This window comes from Dickeya poaceiphila (assembly GCF_007858975.2).
In the GTDB taxonomy this organism is placed as follows: Bacteria; Pseudomonadota; Gammaproteobacteria; order Enterobacterales; family Enterobacteriaceae; genus Dickeya; species Dickeya poaceiphila.
On the sequence record NZ_CP042220.2, the window covers coordinates 1,350,606 to 1,367,362 of the forward strand.

Below are 16,757 nucleotides of genomic sequence, written 5' to 3' on the forward strand. Positions count from 1 at the left end.
GCCTTCGCTGTTCGGGCCGCCCGTGACGCGATTACTCGCCACATGCTGTGGCTCGCCCTGCGGGCCAGCGTAAACGCTGTTCAAAAACGCTTTTCGCGTTTTTGTCCGACGCGGCACGGGCTTTCGCCGCATCCATGCGGCTCACCCGGCGAAGCCGCCCACCTCAGCACAGTTTTTGACGCAGAAAAAACGAACATTCGCGTCTTTGCTGTAGAAACTTCATCCTATAGATCCCAAGTATAGGTTCTTACCTATGTCAGCAATTAATGTACAGACGACATCAGGCGTTGAAATTCGCGTTAAGGGCAAAGTGCAGGGGGTGGGGTTTCGGCCTTATGTCTGGCAAATTGCTCACCGGCTTGGTGCCAAAGGCAGTGTGCTGAATGACGGCGCGGGGGTGTTAGTCCGGCTGTGGCCTGCGAGCGCTGAGGCGGATTTCATCGCGGCGTTGCACGCCGAGTGCCCGCCGTTGGCGCAGATTGACCAGGTCACCTGCCAGCCTTATCGCTGGGAAACACCACCGGACGATTTCATCATTGAACACAGCGGTGCCGGGCAGATGGATACCCACATTGTCCCGGATGCGGCGACCTGTGATGCCTGCCGTCAGGAGCTGTTTGATCCGTGCGATCGCCGCTACCGTTATCCGTTTATCAACTGCACCCACTGCGGCCCGCGTTTTACCATTATTCGCCAGATGCCGTACGACCGCCCGAATACCGCCATGGCGGCGTTCCCGTTTTGCCCCACCTGTCAGCAGGAGTATCAGCATCCGGCGGATCGGCGCTTTCATGCCCAGCCTAACGCCTGCCCAACCTGCGGGCCGCAGGTGTGGCTGAGCGATGCATCCGGAACCGTGGCACGCGGTGATGACGCCATCATACAGGCAGCGGCGGCATTGTGTGCCGGGCAGATCGTGGCGGTAAAAGGGCTGGGCGGGTTTCATCTCGCCTGTGATGCCACCAATGCGCAGGCGGTGGTACGGCTGCGTGAGCGCAAACATCGCCCGGCCAAGCCGCTGGCGGTGATGCTGCCGGATGTCGATTGGCTGGCGCGGTGCAGTCGCGTGGCGGAGTCTGCGTCGGCGCTACGCATAATGCAAAGCCCGGCAGCGCCGATTGTATTATTGCCGTTGCGACAAAATGGCGTTCTGGCGGCTGGGATTGCCCCCGGTCTGGATGAAGTCGGGCTGATGTTGTCTGCCAACCCATTACAGCACCTGCTGCTGGCAGCGGTGGGCCGAGCGCTGGTGATGACCTCCGGCAACGCCAGCGGTAAGCCACCCGCGCTGGATAATTCGCAGGCACTGGATGAACTGGCGGGTATCGCCGATCTGTGGTTGCTGCATGACCGCGATATTGTGCAGCGTGTTGATGACTCGGTGGTGAGAATGCAGGGTGAACAGGCGGAGATGCTGCGGCGCTCGCGTGGTTATGTGCCGGATGCCTTGCCGTTGCCGCCGGGGTTCAGCGAACAGCCGGCATTGCTGGCGATGGGGGCGGATCTCAAAAATACTTTCTGCCTGCTGCGCGATAGCTCTGCCATCGTCAGCCAGCATCTGGGCGACCTGGCTGATGACGAGGTGGAACAGCAGTATCGGCAGGCACAAAGGCTGTTTGCCGATATTTACCGCTTTACGCCACAGGCCATCGCGGTGGATGCGCACCCTGGTTACGTCAGCCGTCGTTTGGGGCAGCAGCAGGCGGAACAGTTGGGCATTCCCTGCATTGAGGTGTTGCATCATCACGCGCATATCGTCGCTTGTCTGGCGGAGCATCAGTGGCCGCGCGACGCCGGGCCGGTCATCGGGCTGGCACTGGATGGTATCGGCTATGGCGGTGATAACCGCTGGTGGGGCGGTGAATGCCTGTGGGTGGATTATACCCAGTGCCGGCATGTGGGCGGTTTACCGGCGGTGGCGCTGCCGGGCGGCGATCTGGCGGCACGCCAGCCGTGGCGTAATCTGCTGGCTCAGTTTTTGGCGTTCGTTCCAGACTGGGAAACCGTGCCTGAAAGCGGCGTTATCCCTGCTGGTGCGCGAGCGTTGCTGACACGCGCTATCGAGCGGGGTCTTAACGCGCCACTGGCGTCGTCTGCCGGTCGGTTGTTTGACGCGGTAGCCGCCGCCTGTGGGTTTGCCGGCGAGCAGAGCTGGGAAGGCGAAGCCGCCTGTTGGCTGGAAGCACAAGCCCGCCAGCATCAGGATGACGCGCCGCCGGTGACGTTGCCGCTGTTCGCTAACCAACTGGATCTGGCAACCTTTTGGCGGCAGTTTCTGGCGTATCACGCTACCCCTGCTGACCGCGCTTTTGCCTTTCATGTGGCGCTGGCGGACGGGCTGGCGGCGCTGGTGTGTCAGGCTGCGCGGGAACATGGGCTGAACACGGTGGCGTGCTCTGGCGGGGTGATGCATAACCGTTTGCTGGTCACGCTGTTACGTGAACGGCTGGCCGGGTTTAGGCTACTGATGCCGTCGCGTTTACCGGCTGGCGACGGTGGGCTGGCGCTGGGGCAGGCGTTGATCGCCGCCAGTCGTCTGTCAACGTGGGGCTGACTGTTATAGCTTTTTTTCACCGGATTGTATCTGTTCTGATGGGGTGCGCCGTGCTACCGTTGCGCACCAATACGCAGCGGCAGAGGATTCGGTATGGACGAAGTGAAACGCATTCTGAATGAAGAAATCGAACGTCTGAATCGTGAGGAGCGGCGTGATAATCGCATCCGTTTCAGTCGCCGGTTTATGGTAACCCACCCTTATTTATTCGGCGGCATGTTGGCGAGTTATGTGCCGGTGGCGTTGATTTTGTGGTACGCACCCTATTTCGGCCTGCCTTATGTGGTGGGGTTTACGTTGTTTCTGGCGCTGATGTCGCTGGCGATGTCGATGGATATCAACCCGCGCTATCGCTTTGAAGATATCGACACGCTGGATCTGCGGGTGTGCTACAACGGCGAGTGGTATAACAGTCGCCATGTGTCGGCACAGACGCTGGAGGCATTGCTGCATAATCCGCAGGTCGCTGCCGCGGTAAAAGAGGGGATCGCCCGTTTGTTGCAAACCAAGGGGTACCTCTATTTCTACGATGTTTTTTCTCTGGCCTATCGTTCAACCGCTGCGCGTTGAAGGGGCTGAGTGCCTTTATCGCGGTGAATAAAAATCAACAGCATGAAGCGATGACAGGGCGCGTCCTGCGTGATACGTTCAAAACTCATCTTGTTTACCGTTCTTCGAGGCCAGCGACGCGCTATGACGATGCGAAACGCAGATTGTCCTTCCTCATTACGCTCTCCTTCTTTACTCATCGTACAGATGGGTGAACCCCCTGAGCCTATCGCGCAGGCTGTCGGTCAGCAGGCTGACTGGTTTTGCAGCGCACTGGCCGATGAAGGCGTGCAACTGCATGTGGTGCGGCCAGACGCCGGTGACGCCTTGCCGCATCCCGGCGAGCATGATGCCGCTATTATCAGCGGCTCCTGGTCGATGGTGACTGACCGGCTGGACTGGAGCGAGCGTACCGCTGAGTGGCTACGCCAGAGCGTGCAGGTCGGGTTGCCGGTGCTGGGCGTGTGCTACGGTCATCAACTGTTAGCTCATGCGTTGGGCGGCACGGTGGCGGATAACCCTAATGGGCGGGAAATGGGGCTGAAGACGGTAACGCTGCATGACCATGCCGTAACTGATGCGCTGCTGACAACGATGCCGACGCAATTCAGCGCCTACCTTAGCCATCTCCAGTCGGTGGTGACACCGCCGCCGGGTGCTCAGGTGCTGGCGACATCGGAACAGGATGGATGCCAGATTATTCGTTACACGTCGCATACCTTATCATTCCAGTTTCACCCGGAAATGGATGCGGCAGTGATGAACGCCTGCCTGCGCCACTGCGCCTTGCCGGAAATCACCGACAGCGCTGAACCGGTGTGGGCGCGGCGGTTGCTGCGGGATTTTGTCCGGCAGGCGTTGTCCCGCTAAGGAGCATGGCACTGGCTAAGTTCGAACAACTGGCTGACCAGATGCGCGAGCAGTTACAGGCGGGTATCTGGCAACCGGGGGAAAAACTGCCGTCGCTGCGCGAAAAAGTGGTGCAATCCGGCCTGAGCCTGATGACGGTGCTTCATTCCTACCAGTTGCTGGAAAGTCAGGGCTGGATTGTGTCGCGTCCGCAGTCTGGCTATTACGCCGCGCCGAGTATTGAAAGGCCGATTGCGCCGCCAGCCAGTGGCGATGTGGTGCATCTGACGGAAAAGGTTGACGTCAATCGCTTTATCTTCGATGTGTTGCACGCCAGCCGTTCACCCGGTATGGTGCCGTTTGGTTCTGCTTTTCCCGACCCAAGGTTATTTCCCCAACGTCAACTGACGCGCTCACTGGCAACGGTAGCGCGCCGTATGCAACCGGAGAGTGCGCTGGACAACCTGCCGCCCGGCAACGAGCGGCTACGCAAACAGATTGCCCAGCGCTATGCGCTGCAAGGTATCGCGGTATCGCCGGAGGAAATAGTCATTACCAGCGGCGCGATGGAGTCACTCAACCTCAGCTTGCAGATGTTGACTCGCCCCGGCGATTACGTAGTGGTGGAATCACCGTCGTTTTACGGCGCATTGCAGGCTATCGAACGTTTACAACTGAAAGCCATCGCTATCGCCACGCATCCGCATACCGGTATTGATCTGGCGGCATTGCGACAGGCATTGCAGGACTATCCGATCCGCGCTTGCTGGCTGATGACCAATTTTCATAACCCGCTCGGTTGTACGCTGGCATGGGAGAAAAAGCAGCAACTGGCCGCGCTGTTGAGCGAGCATCAGGTACCGTTGATTGAAGATGATGTCTACAGTGAGCTGTACGCCGGTCCTCATCGGCCGCTGCCGGTCAAAGCGTTGGATACGCAAGGCCAGGTACTGCACTGCTCTTCGTTTTCAAAAAATCTGGTCGCCGGATTTCGTGTTGGTTGGGTGGCGGCAGGCCGCTTTGCGCAAGGTGTCCAGCGGCTGCAACTGATGAGTACACTGTCTGCCAGTGCACCGATGCAATTGGCGGTGGCCGATTATCTGGCGACCAGTAGTTACGATAGCCATTTGCGGCGCTTACGACGTACTCTGGAGCAACGCAAGCATCGGTTGTATCAGGCGATGAAGGCGCATTTTCCTGCCGGTGTGGATATTTATTACGCTGACGGCGGCTATTTTCTGTGGCTGGCGCTGCCGCAAGGGTTCAATAGCGTTGAACTTTATCAGCAGGCGCTGGTGCAAGGCATCAGTATTGCGCCGGGCAGGATGTTCACTACCAGCGATAAGTTTGATCGCTATTTCCGTATGAATACCTCCTTCGAATGGCAGGAGAAAACAGAAAACGCCATTATCGCGTTGGCGATGTTGTTGAAAAACGCACTCTCCTCGTCCTGATCGGTAACCCGCGTTATTTATCGTTTCCCATCAAAAATAATCGATTCACGGTCATATCATGTCGGGCGTTATTTATTTTACGCCGTCTGCGGTATTTATTTTTTTATCATCAGACGTGGTATTCCTCTTTTGTCGAAGGAACAGATACTTTGTTTTGTTTATAAAGAAAATCTTAATTATTTCTTGTTGGTATAACGTGGAAGAGAACACTCGCCTGCAATCGATATGTAAATAAATATACAGCGATACAAGGGGTTGATCCTCATTGATAATGAGAATGATTATTCTTAACTGTGTGATAACGTTAAAAAACAGCCGTGCTACGACGAATTGTGACTTATTTGTTGTTATTGAGATAATTAATTGGCGCTTTTTATTCGTCGGTACATAATACATATGTTTGATAGGGTTTTATGCACTCACCCTGTCAGCATTCATTCATATTAATAAAGTATTAATACATAAAATACGATATTACCCCCAATAATCAGAGTTGCGGGACAACGTGTTGAACAACGCCGCGCGTTGCCTTTTCAGGGTAGGGCTCAGGTGAGCCTGATAGCACAGCCGATGGACCTGCAATTCGACGTATGACGGGTATAGCTCTGAGTGATGTCGTGCGAGGAATCTCCCATGCAGGTCAGCAGAAGACAGTTCTTTAAAATATGCGCAGGCGGTATGGCCGGAACGACGGTCACCGCACTGGGCTTTTCACCCAGCGCGGCGTTAGCCGAAACGCGGCAATATAAATTATTGCGCGCCAAAGAGACGCGCAATAATTGCACCTACTGTTCAGTCGGGTGCGGCATTTTGATGTACAGCCTCGGCGATGGCGCTAAAAACGCCAACGCCTCCATTTACCATATCGAAGGCGATCCGGATCATCCGGTCAGCCGGGGGGCGCTGTGCCCGAAAGGCGCGGGTCTGGTGGATTTTATCCACAGCGATCAGCGTCTGACATACCCGGAATATCGCGCACCAGGGTCTGACAAGTGGCAACGCATCAGTTGGGAAGAGGCGTTTGAACGTATCGCCCGCCTGATGAAAAAAGACCGTGACGCCAATTTCGTCGAGAAAAACGCCGCCGGGGTGACGGTTAACCGTTGGTTGACCACCGGGATGTTGTGCTCGTCAGCAGCCAGTAATGAAACTGGGATTCTTGATCAGAAATTCTCTCGTGCGCTGGGGATGGTCGGTATCGATACCCAGGCACGCCTCTGTCATGCTCCAACGGTGGCGGCGCTGGCGCCGACTTTTGGCCGTGGCGCCATGACCAACAACTGGGTAGACATCAAAAACGCCAACATCATTCTGGTGATGGGCGGCAACCCGGCGGAAGCGCACCCGGTTGGTTTTAAATGGGCGGTAGAAGCCAAAATTCACAATGGTGCCAAGTTGATCGTGGTTGACCCGCGTTTCAACCGTTCCGCCGCCGTCGCGGATCTCTACTCGCCGATTCGCGCCGGTTCCGACATCACCTTCCTGCTGGGTGTGGTGAACTACCTGCTGAGCCACGGCAAGGTGCAGATGCAATATGTGAAGGCTTACACCAACGCCAGTCTGGTCGTGCGTGATGATTACCATTTTGATGAAGGTATTTTCAGCGGCTACGACGCAAAGGAGCGTAAGTATGACCGCACCAGCTGGCAGTATGAACTGGATGAAAACGGTTTTGCCAAACGCGATGACACCCTGAGCCATCCGCGTTGCGTCTGGAACCTGTTGAAAGAGCATGTCAGCCGTTACACGCCGGATCTGGTGACGAATGTTTGCGGCACGCCAAAACAGGATTTTCTCACCATTTGTGATTTGCTGGCCTCAACCTGTGTGCCGGATCGCACCGCGACCATCATGTACGCATTGGGCTGGACGCAACACACCGCCGGTGCGCAGATGATCCGTACTGCGGGGATGATTCAGTTGCTGTTGGGCAACGTCGGCATGGCGGGGGGCGGCGTGAATGCATTGCGCGGTCATTCCAACATTCAGGGCTATACCGATCTGGGCTTGCTGTCGTTGAACCTGCCGGGCTACATGCCGTTGCCGTCGGAAAAACAGACCACGCTGAAAGACTATCTGGATCAGATCACCCCGAAAGCGTTGCTGGCGGATCAGGTCAACTACTGGAAGAACACACCTAAGTTTTTTATCAGCATGATGAAGAGCTTTTGGGGCGATAAGGCGCAAAAAGAGAACGACTGGGGTTACGACTGGTTGCCGAAATGGGACAAAAGCTACGATGCGCTGGCTTACTCCCGCATGATGCTGGATGGTAAGGTCAATGGCTACATCGTGCAGGGTTTCAACCCGATAGCCGCCTTTGCGGACTCCAATAAGGCGCGCGATGCGCTGGCGAAGCTGAAATATCTGGTGATCATCGACCCGCTGGCGACGGAAACCTCCAATTTCTGGCAGAACCACGGCGAACTGAATGATGTTGATCCCGCTAAGATTCAGACCGAGGTGTTCCGCCTGCCGTCCAGTTGTTTTGCTGAAGAAAACGGTTCCATCGTTAACTCTGGTCGTTGGTTGCAGTGGCACTATCAGGGCGCTGAGCCACCGGGTGAGGCTCGTCACGATGGCGTAATCATCGCGGGTCTGTTTCTGCGTCTGCGCGAGCTGTATGCCAAAGAAGGCGGCGCGAATCCGGCGCCTGTGCTCAATATGAGCTGGGATTACCAGCAGCCGGAAGATCCGTCCGCCGAAGAGATCACCAAAGAGGCCAATGGTCGCGCGCTGGCGGATCTGTTCGATGACAAAGGCAACCTGTTGCTGAAGAAAGGCCAACTGCTGCCTGACTTCTCTCTGTTGCGCGATGATGGCTCTACCGCCAGTTTTTGCTGGATTTACACCGGCTCGTGGACAGAGGCGGGCAACCAGATGGCGCGCCGCGACAACGCCGACCCGTCGGGCCTCGGTTGTACGCCGGGATGGGCCTGGTGCTGGCCACAGAACCGCCGAATTCTCTATAACCGCGCTTCGGCGGACGAGCAAGGTCGCCCGTGGGACCCGAAACGTGAGCTGATTCGCTGGAATGGTCAGAAGTGGACCGGCGTTGACGTGCCGGATTTTGCCGCCACTGTGCCACCGGGCAGTGCTGCCGGGCCGTTCATCATGCAGGCTGAGGGACTGGGCCGTCTGTTCGCCATCGACAAAATGGCGGAAGGTCCGTTCCCGGCGCATTACGAGCCAACCGAATCGCCGCTGAAAACTAACCCGGTGTACAGCAAGGCGCTAATCAACCCGGTCGCGCGCATTCTGGAAGCGGACCGCTCGCGTATGGGAACGGCGGAGGAGTTTCCGTTCGTCGCCACCACGTATTCGATTACCGAGTTGTTCCGCCACTGGACCAAGCACGCGCGACTTAACGCCATCGTTCAGCCGGAACAGTTTGTTGAAATCGGCGAAGGGCTGGCGAAGCTCAGGGGCATTCAGGCCGGCGATGTGGTGAAAGTCAGCAGCAAACGAGGCTATATCAAGGCGAAAGCGGTCGTCACCAAGCGTATCCGTACCCTGACGATTCAGGGCAAACCGGTGGAAACCATCGGCGTGCCTTGTCACTGGGGCTTTGAAGGCACCACCCAGAAAGGCTTTATGGCGAATATCCTGACGCCGCATGTCGGTGACGCCAACAGTCAGACGCCGGAATACAAGGCGTTTCTGGTCAATGTGGAAAAAGCGTAGTCGCGGAGAAACACTATGGCAATGCAATCACAAGATATCATCCGTCGCTCCGCGACCAACTCACTGACGCCGCCGCCGCAGGCCCGCAACCACAAAGAGCAGGTTGCCAAACTGATCGACGTCACTACCTGTATCGGCTGCAAAGCCTGTCAGGTGGCGTGCTCCGAGTGGAATGACATCCGCGATGACGTGGGGCACAACGTTGGTGTCTATGACAACCCGACCGATCTGAGCGCCAAATCCTGGACGGTGATGCGTTTCGCGGAGTTCGAGGAAAACGGCAAACTGGAGTGGCTGATCCGCAAGGACGGCTGTATGCACTGTGCCGATCCGGGCTGCCTGAAGGCGTGTCCGTCGGAAGGGGCGATTATCCAGTACGCCAACGGCATCGTCGATTTTCAGTCTGAACACTGCATCGGTTGCGGCTACTGTATTGCTGGCTGCCCGTTCAACGTGCCACGCATCAACAAGGACGACAACAAGGTGTACAAGTGCACCCTGTGTGTTGACCGGGTCGAAGTGGGTCAGGAACCGTCATGCGTGAAGACCTGCCCGACCGGCGCGATTCATTTCGGCACCAAGGACGAAATGAAAGTGTTGGCAACTGAGCGGGTGAAAGACCTGAACAGCCGGGGTTACAAGAACGCCGGTCTGTACGACCCGGCAGGGGTGGGCGGCACGCACGTGATGTACGTGCTGCACCACGCAGACAGGCCGGAGTTGTACAACGGCCTGCCGGCTAATCCGAGCATCAGCCCGGCAGTCACCTTCTGGAAAGGCATCTGGAAACCGTTGGCGGCCATCGGCTTTGCCGCCACCTTCGCGGCCAGCGTATTCCACTACGTGGGTATCGGCCCGAACCGGGTAGAAGAGGACGATGACGCGCACCATGAGGGCAAGCAGCATGAAAAAGAGTAATCGGATTCAGCGTTACAGCGCCCCTGAGCGCATTAATCACTGGATTGTGGCGTTCTGTTTTGTGTTCGCTGCACTGAGCGGGCTGGGGTTTTTCTTCCCGTCGCTCAACTGGCTGATGAATGTGCTGGGTACGCCGCAACTGGCGCGCATCCTGCACCCGTTTGTCGGGGTGGTGATGTTTGTCGCTTTCCTGCTGATGTTTTTACGCTACTGGAAACACAACCTGATTGAACGCAGCGATCTGGAGTGGGCGAAGAACATCCACAAGATCGCCCGTAACGAAGAAGTTGGCGATACCGGTCGTTATAACTTTGGTCAAAAGTGTGTGTTCTGGCTGGCGATTCTCTGCCTGCTGCTGTTGCTGGCGAGCGGGATTGTTGTCTGGCGGCCATACTTCGCGCCGTCATTCTCCATTCCGGTGATCCGCGCGGCTCTGGTGGTGCATTCGGTATCCGCTGTCGGGTTGATCCTAACCATCATGGTGCATGTGTACGCTGCGTTGTGGGTGAAGGGCACCATCACTGCGATGGTGGAGGGCTGGGTATCCAGCAGTTGGGCGAAGAAACATCATCCTCGCTGGTATCGTGAGCTGCAATCCAAAGGGCAGGATAAGCACTGATCCTCATTGCAAACCAGGTCAAGGAGAGGCGGCGTTGAGCCTCTCCTTGTCGTGCGTGCGATGAGGTAACAAAGAAACGATACCGTTTATCTTGCACGAAACACTTCCCTGATCAGACAAACTTACTCGTTCACAAAGCAACATGGCTGTTTGCCTACAGCCTAACTCACCTATTGACCAGTTTTGCCGGTAGCGCCACCACCAGCAGTGAGCTGAGTAGCAGGCAGAAAGCAAAGAACCACAGCGCGCCGCTACCGCTGCCGGTTAACTCCATCGCAAACCCCATGATTGAATTGCTGACCAGACCGGCGATATTCGCCAGCGAACAGGCCAGCGCGAATCCGGTGGCGGCGGCGGTGCCCGTGAGAAAGGTGGCCGGCAGGCTGAAGAACACCGGCACAGTACCGATGATGGCGGCCTGCGCCACCGAGAACAGCAACACCGTCATCACGATGTTTTGGGTGAAGAGGGTGCTGGCCGCCATCGCCGCCGCACCGAGCCAAAATGGCACGATGATGTGCCAGCGCCGTTCGCGCAACCGGTCAGAGCTGACGCCAAGCAGCACCATGCCCGCCAGAGCCGCGAGGCTGGGAACCGCCGTCAACAAACCAATCTGCCCAAGATCGGCCACGCCGGCCTTTTTAATGAAGGTCGGCAGCCAGAACCCCATGGCATAAGCGCACAGCAAAATTGAAAAGTCGATGCCGCCCAGCATCCAGACTTTCAGGTTCAGGAAGCCGTCACGAAAACGGTGCTTCAGATGAGGTGCTTCACGGGTATCTATCGCCAGATCGGCGTGTACCTGCGCTTTATCCGTCTCGCTCAGCCAGTGCGCCTGATCAACCGCTTCCGGCAGCAGCCAGAAGGTCAGCACGCCAAGCAGTACGCTTGGCAGGCCCTCCAGCAGGAACATCCATTGCCAGCCGTGCAACCCGTAAGCCAAATCAAAATACGACATGATCCAGCCTGACAGCGGGCCGCCCACTACGCTTGAGAGCGGCAGACCGATCATAAACAGTGAAATAATGCGCCCACGCCGCCAGGAGGGGAACCAGCGTGTCAGGTAGAACAGCACGCCGGGCAGAAAGCCGGCTTCCGCCGCGCCAAGTAAAAAACGCAGTACATAGAACTGGGTTGGCGTAGTGACGAACATTGTCCCGGCAGACAGCAACCCCCAACTGATCATGATGCGTGCAATCCATATGCGGGCGCCGACGCGTTGCAGAATCAGGTTGCTCGGCACTTCAAACAAGATGTAGCCGACGAAGAATAACCCGGCGCCCAGACCAAAGGCGACATCGTTGAGCGCCAACTGATTCGCCATCTGTAGTTTCGCCAGCCCGATATTGATGCGATCAAGATAAGCGGCGAGATAGCACAGGCACAAAAAGGGAATCAACCGCCAGGCAATTTTGCGGTAAACCCATTCAGCGCCCGATGTGGGATTGTGAGAATTCACTGCAGTCATGTATGTCGTTTCCAGCGTTAGACAGCGTTATTGTTATGCGCATCGGCGGCGTGTCTTCATCATGTGCATTCCGCCATACGAAATAAATGGAAGCTGCCTGGATACGCTCAGTATAGGACAGCCGCCCAATTGTGCGGTTGATGGCCGGTTGTGTCCATCCAGTTTGGCTGATGTTTTCTACGCCTGAGCACAGTTCGGAAAATCGCTCCTTATTGTAGGGAATAACCTGTTAACATGAGGGCATCAGAACGGGACCGGCGCCATAAGGGCGTGGCCTATTCAACATGGATAAACAGGAAATATCACCTGATGAGTATTCGTATTGTGCCGCAGGAGCAACTGGCCGACAGTGAGAAAACCTCAACCATCGGCGTCATTCCTCCTTTGCTGTTTGCTAACCTGAAAAGTCTGTACCGTGGCCGAGCTGAGCGCTTGCACCAGTTGGCGCAGGATCACCCGCTGGCGGATTACCTGCTGTTTGCCGCCGAGGTGGTAGAAGCACAGGAAAAAGTGCGCCATGACCACCCTCTGGAGAAGGATTTAACCGACGTGTTGCACCACAGCGCGGGTCGGTTACCGCTGGATGCCGCCACGCTGGCGCGCGATCCGCACTGGCATGTGTTGCTCAAGGCGTTGATTGAAGAACTCAAGGCTAATGCCAGCGGCCAGGTGCTTGCCACGCTGGAAAACCTGGAGAAAATGTCGGTTCAGCAGTGGGATGCGCTGGCAGACGCGCTGATCGCCCAGCAATTCACTGCGGAAAACAACGATAAAGCCCCGTTTGTCTGGGCCGCGTTGTCGTTGTACTGGGCGCAGATGGCCACGCAACTGCCGGGGCGTGCACAGGCCGAACAGGGAGAACATCGCCAATTCTGCCCGGTGTGCGGCAGTATGCCGGTTTCCGGTGTGGTGCAGATCGGCACCACCAGCGGTCTGCGTTATCTGCACTGCAACCTGTGTGAAACCGAATGGCATATGGTGCGCGTTAAGTGCAGCAATTGCGAACAGTCGGGCAAATTGCACTACTGGTCGCTGGATGATGAGAATGCGGCTATCAAAGTGGAAAGCTGCGACGATTGCGGTACTTATCTGAAGTTGCTGTATCAGGAGAAGGATCATCGGGTGGAAGCGGTGGCGGACGATTTGGCCTCGCTGGTGCTGGATGTAAAAATGGAAGAGGAAGGCTTTTCCCGCAGCAGTATCAACCCGTTCCTGTTCCCGGATAGTAGCCAGTAGAACCCGCTTGCTGAAACGGCGTTGGTTCTCAGGCACCAGCGCCGTTGTTATTTATTGAGGTGGTATTGCTTTCTTTTGATTCCAATCGATACCACAGAGTTTTTACAGCGTTCATTCATCTCTGATGTATCCGTCATGCTTTAGTTTATGCCCAGGGCGCACACGTCATTCGTGTTAAGCGTGACAAAACGCATACCATCAACTGAGGACACCTCACCATCGCCCCGGCATCCTGCCAATTCTAACGAGAACTGAGAATCAACCAGCCGCATATTGGTACTGATTGTATTAGATCAACGTCCCGCCCCATGAGTCAGGACTTTGTCAACAGTCTGATTACAGTCTTTGTTGACGTTTGCTATAAAAAGTGGCAGCGCTTCTAAAACCAAGTAACTATTAACCTTTCTTTGGCTTGGGAATTGAATCAGTGGAACGAGGTTTCAACGCAATGTTATCGCCCCGCAGCGCCTTTATGCGCTATCTGTGCACAGGCGGAATCAATACGCTGATTCACTGGAGCGTGTTTCTGATACTGACGGGCGTGTTTACCGTAGATCAAGCTGTAGCAAACCTGTCTGCATTCTGCGTGGCGGTCAGTTGCAGTTACGTCATCAACGCTCGCTGGACGTTTCGGGCTTCTGTATCTTTGGCCCGTTTTGGATTGTACGTCGGTTTTATGGCTGTTCTTGCCGGACTAACCGGGTATGCCGGACAGCACTTACGGTTTCCTGCACTGCTGACTCTGGTTCTGTTCTCCGCTGTCAGTTTAGTCTTTGGTTATCTTTATGCCCGATGCATTGTCTTCAGGGAGCCATCATCATGATGTTATCGGTAGTGGTCCCCATATTTAATGAAGAAAGCTGCATTATGCCTTTTTACCGCGCCTTGCGCGGGCTGAAGACGCTGGATTCATGTTGCATTGTGGAAATCGTCTTCGTTAACGACGGCAGTACGGATGCTTCCCGGAAAACCATTGAGGCGCTTCAGATGCGGGATGAACTTGTGGTGTTGGTGAATTTCAGCCGCAATTTCGGAAAAGAGTCCGCGTTGTTTGCGGGACTGGAATACGCGCAGGGAGATGCTGTCATCCCAATCGATGTGGATCTGCAGGACCCCGTTGAGCTTATACCTGAGCTGGTTGTCCGCTGGCAGGCTGGCGCTGATATTGTTCTGGCGAGGCGGTCTGATCGCACCAGTGACTCGTTTTTGAAACGAACTAGTGCCCGGCTTTATTATCAACTCCACAACGCATTGAGCCGGGACAAAATTGAAGAGAATGTCGGGGATTTCCGCCTGCTTTCCCGGCGCAGCGTGGAGCAGATCCTCAGCCTTCAGGAGCGGCTGCTGTTCATGAAAGGAATTATGTCCTGGGTTGGCGGTCGGGTTGACGTGGTTGAATATCAGCGGTCGCCACGGACGGCAGGAGCATCAAAGTTCAACGCGTGGAGGTTGTGGAACCTTGCGCTAGATGGCATTACTTCGTTTTCTACCTTCCCGCTTCGGGTATGGACCTATATTGGCATGTTGATCGCCGGGGGGGCGCTGGGGTATGGGGCCTGGGTCATTTTATCAAAACTCTTCTGGGGCAACGCCGTTCCTGGTTACGCCTCGCTAATGACTGTCATGTTGTTTCTCGGCGGGGTGCAGCTGATTGGAATAGGCGTACTTGGCGAATATGTGGGGCGGATCTTCCTGGAATCAAAAGGACGACCACGCTACATCATCGACAGCGTCACCGGCGGCAGGAGAGAAGCGGGTCAGCCGGGCCACCGCACGGCTTAAGATCGCCACACCCATGAAAATGACAGAAAGGAACCAGACGATGTTCGCTTCAATCTCTCCATCAATCGCGTCTCGTATGGCCTTCTTATACCGTCCTTTATCACGTTCTCAGGTTAGCCTTTTTTATGTTATTGCAGCGCTTATATTTATTTTGCCACTGCTGCTTAATAACTACCTTTATATCGACGATACGTGGCGAACCCTGAAGGCCAGTACCGGCTGGCAGGCCGAAGGGCGGATGGTTGCCAACCTTATAATCAATCTGCTGTCGGTTACGGCAGCGGAGCCTAACCTGTTTCCGCTCCCCTTGCTGGGTGCGGCGCTGATTATCGCTCTGACGCTAGCCCGTCTGGCTTTCTTCTGGTTCCGCGACCCGAACTTGATTGATTGCCTCACGCTGCTACCGCTGTGGTACAACCCGTTTTTCCTCCAGCTTCTGTCTTATCAATACGACTGCGTGACGGCGACGATAAGTCTTTCCGCTATGATTATGGCTATCACCTTCAGCAGACGAGCGACGTGGCTTCACTTTCTGGCATCTGGCGTGTGCGTGGCCGCCGCTCTCGGTATTTATCAGATTTCGCTGCATGTTTTTACCGGTCTCGCAGGGGCGTATCTGTTATATCAACTGTCCTGCCAGTGTTCACCTCAGCGCCTTCTCCGCCTGGTTCTGTTTTTTGTCGGTTCGCTGTTACTCGGCGGCATCCTGTACTTTTTGACCTTCTTTCAGATGATAACGCACGACCGCGGCGGCGTGGTCCTCCTTGGTCTCCCGGATCTTCTGTTTCGTTTTACCTATTATTACAGTCGGGTAGCTTTTTTTATCACCCCATTGAATGCCGCTATTTTCCTGCCTCTGGCAGTCATCTCACTCGTCGGGATGGTGCAAGGGGGCGTTATGGCGATAGTTGCCAGCAGCCGTGGCGGCAAACTGCTGACAACAGGGCTGTTGGTTCTCGCTCTGGCCGCTGTTATCCTCAGCCTGCCGGGGATTGGGCTGATAGTCGCGGATTATGAAGACAATGCCGGCGCTCGCATCCTGATGGGAGCAGGTCCACTGCTGGTTGTTTTGCTACTGTTTTTTCAGCGTGCTCTGCAGGTCGTAGACCGCAGGTTGTCCCTGCTTATGGTGCTTCCGCTGTGGGTTGTTCTCTCATTTTCCTTCAGCTACGGGAATGTGATGCACCAGAAGCAAATGAATGAGACGATGCTTCTTAACCTGCTTGTAGGTGATATCAATCAGCATGACTCCCTTTATCAAGCCGAAAAGATCTACATCGACAACGAGACAAACCAATACAGCAATCTGTTTCCTGTTAACTGTGCCGTACGTCAACTGCCGGCATTGGGGTACGTGTTTGAATCAAGATATGTGGTATTACCTGAGCAGCTCGAAATGTCAGGCATCCGTAACACTGCAATAGGGCGGGTCCCCCCTCCGCAAGATGCAGGGGTTCTTCTTAGGCGAAAATTCTGGACGATCTATACAGATGGCAAAAATGCATGGATTGTATTTAACCAGATCATGCCTGCGGACAATCCATGTTCCAACTAATCATCCGCTATTCATTTTGCCTTCACCATCATGCAAATAGCTTAGGTGTTATCGCCCGGCTACTTCCTCTTCAGGCTGCGTCCCATGCC

At 55.6% G+C, this 16,757-nt stretch carries 12 protein-coding genes; 11 read left to right on the forward strand and 1 reads right to left on the reverse strand.

Annotated elements, in window-relative coordinates; translation table 11 throughout:
• Nucleotides 1–253 precede the first annotated feature (253 nt).
• From hypF to fdoI, 7 genes are all read left to right on the forward strand, one after another.
• Nucleotides 254–2,554: a carbamoyltransferase HypF gene (gene hypF / locus Dpoa569_RS05900; protein WP_042871713.1), complete on the forward strand. Its 2,301-nt coding sequence runs from the start codon at nt 254–256 to the stop codon at nt 2,552–2,554.
• Between the two features lie 93 nt (nt 2,555–2,647).
• Complete coding sequence (locus tag Dpoa569_RS05905; RefSeq protein ID WP_038904999.1) at nt 2,648–3,124, forward strand: YlaC family protein; 477 nt, start codon at nt 2,648–2,650, stop codon at nt 3,122–3,124.
• 123 nt (nt 3,125–3,247) lie between these two features.
• On the forward strand, nt 3,248–3,973 hold the full coding sequence (locus tag Dpoa569_RS05910; protein ID WP_322619423.1) for a glutamine amidotransferase: 726 nt from the start codon (nt 3,248–3,250) through the stop codon (nt 3,971–3,973).
• An 11-nt stretch (nt 3,974–3,984) separates the two neighbouring features.
• Nucleotides 3,985–5,406: an aminotransferase-like domain-containing protein gene (locus Dpoa569_RS05915; RefSeq protein ID WP_042874011.1), complete on the forward strand. Its 1,422-nt coding sequence runs from the start codon at nt 3,985–3,987 to the stop codon at nt 5,404–5,406.
• A gap of 633 nt (nt 5,407–6,039) precedes the next feature.
• Nucleotides 6,040–9,090, forward strand: coding sequence for a formate dehydrogenase-N subunit alpha (fdnG, locus tag Dpoa569_RS05920; RefSeq protein ID WP_071604328.1), 3,051 nt, complete (start codon nt 6,040–6,042; stop codon nt 9,088–9,090).
• Between the two features lie 15 nt (nt 9,091–9,105).
• Complete coding sequence (gene fdxH / locus Dpoa569_RS05925; RefSeq protein WP_042871703.1) at nt 9,106–10,008, forward strand: formate dehydrogenase subunit beta; 903 nt, start codon at nt 9,106–9,108, stop codon at nt 10,006–10,008.
• Nucleotides 9,995–10,627, forward strand: coding sequence for a formate dehydrogenase cytochrome b556 subunit (gene fdoI / locus Dpoa569_RS05930; protein WP_042871701.1), 633 nt, complete (start codon nt 9,995–9,997; stop codon nt 10,625–10,627). Before fdxH ends, fdoI begins: the two co-directional genes overlap by 14 nt.
• A gap of 166 nt (nt 10,628–10,793) precedes the next feature.
• Here fdoI and Dpoa569_RS05935 read toward each other — a convergent pair whose 3' ends face one another.
• Complete coding sequence (locus tag Dpoa569_RS05935) at nt 10,794–12,095, reverse strand: MFS transporter (protein ID WP_042871699.1); 1,302 nt, start codon at nt 12,093–12,095, stop codon at nt 10,794–10,796.
• A 309-nt stretch (nt 12,096–12,404) separates the two neighbouring features.
• Here Dpoa569_RS05935 and fdhE point away from each other — a divergent pair, with 309 nt between their 5' ends.
• From fdhE to Dpoa569_RS05955, 4 genes are all read left to right on the forward strand, one after another.
• The gene (fdhE, locus tag Dpoa569_RS05940; protein WP_042871697.1) at nt 12,405–13,331 is read left to right on the forward strand and encodes a formate dehydrogenase accessory protein FdhE; all 927 of its coding nucleotides are present in this window, start codon (nt 12,405–12,407) and stop codon (nt 13,329–13,331) included.
• Between the two features lie 448 nt (nt 13,332–13,779).
• Nucleotides 13,780–14,154 (forward strand): GtrA family protein, encoded by a 375-nt coding sequence (locus tag Dpoa569_RS05945; RefSeq protein WP_042871695.1) that lies wholly within the window; start codon nt 13,780–13,782, stop codon nt 14,152–14,154.
• Nucleotides 14,151–15,113: a glycosyltransferase family 2 protein gene (locus Dpoa569_RS05950; protein ID WP_050569486.1), complete on the forward strand. Its 963-nt coding sequence runs from the start codon at nt 14,151–14,153 to the stop codon at nt 15,111–15,113. Before Dpoa569_RS05945 ends, Dpoa569_RS05950 begins: the two co-directional genes overlap by 4 nt.
• 40 nt (nt 15,114–15,153) lie before the next feature.
• Nucleotides 15,154–16,668: a glucosyltransferase domain-containing protein gene (locus tag Dpoa569_RS05955; RefSeq protein ID WP_042871693.1), complete on the forward strand. Its 1,515-nt coding sequence runs from the start codon at nt 15,154–15,156 to the stop codon at nt 16,666–16,668.
• Nucleotides 16,669–16,757 lie beyond the last annotated feature (89 nt).

What these genes read in the sequence shown, in the direction of transcription:
- hypF (WP_042871713.1), top strand. Translation starts at nt 254, where the DNA reads ATGTCAGCAATTAATGTACAGACGACATCAGGCGTTGAAATTCGCGTT.
- Dpoa569_RS05905 (WP_038904999.1), top strand. Translation starts at nt 2,648, where the DNA reads ATGGACGAAGTGAAACGCATTCTGAATGAAGAAATCGAACGTCTGAAT.
- Dpoa569_RS05910 (WP_322619423.1), top strand. Translation starts at nt 3,248, where the DNA reads ATGACGATGCGAAACGCAGATTGTCCTTCCTCATTACGCTCTCCTTCT.
- fdnG (WP_071604328.1), top strand. Translation starts at nt 6,040, where the DNA reads ATGCAGGTCAGCAGAAGACAGTTCTTTAAAATATGCGCAGGCGGTATG.
- fdxH (WP_042871703.1), top strand. Translation starts at nt 9,106, where the DNA reads ATGGCAATGCAATCACAAGATATCATCCGTCGCTCCGCGACCAACTCA.
- fdoI (WP_042871701.1), top strand. Translation starts at nt 9,995, where the DNA reads ATGAAAAAGAGTAATCGGATTCAGCGTTACAGCGCCCCTGAGCGCATT.
- Dpoa569_RS05935 (WP_042871699.1), bottom strand. Translation starts at nt 12,095, where the DNA reads ATGACTGCAGTGAATTCTCACAATCCCACATCGGGCGCTGAATGGGTT.
- fdhE (WP_042871697.1), top strand. Translation starts at nt 12,405, where the DNA reads ATGAGTATTCGTATTGTGCCGCAGGAGCAACTGGCCGACAGTGAGAAA.
- Dpoa569_RS05945 (WP_042871695.1), top strand. Translation starts at nt 13,780, where the DNA reads ATGTTATCGCCCCGCAGCGCCTTTATGCGCTATCTGTGCACAGGCGGA.
- Dpoa569_RS05950 (WP_050569486.1), top strand. Translation starts at nt 14,151, where the DNA reads ATGATGTTATCGGTAGTGGTCCCCATATTTAATGAAGAAAGCTGCATT.
- Dpoa569_RS05955 (WP_042871693.1), top strand. Translation starts at nt 15,154, where the DNA reads ATGTTCGCTTCAATCTCTCCATCAATCGCGTCTCGTATGGCCTTCTTA.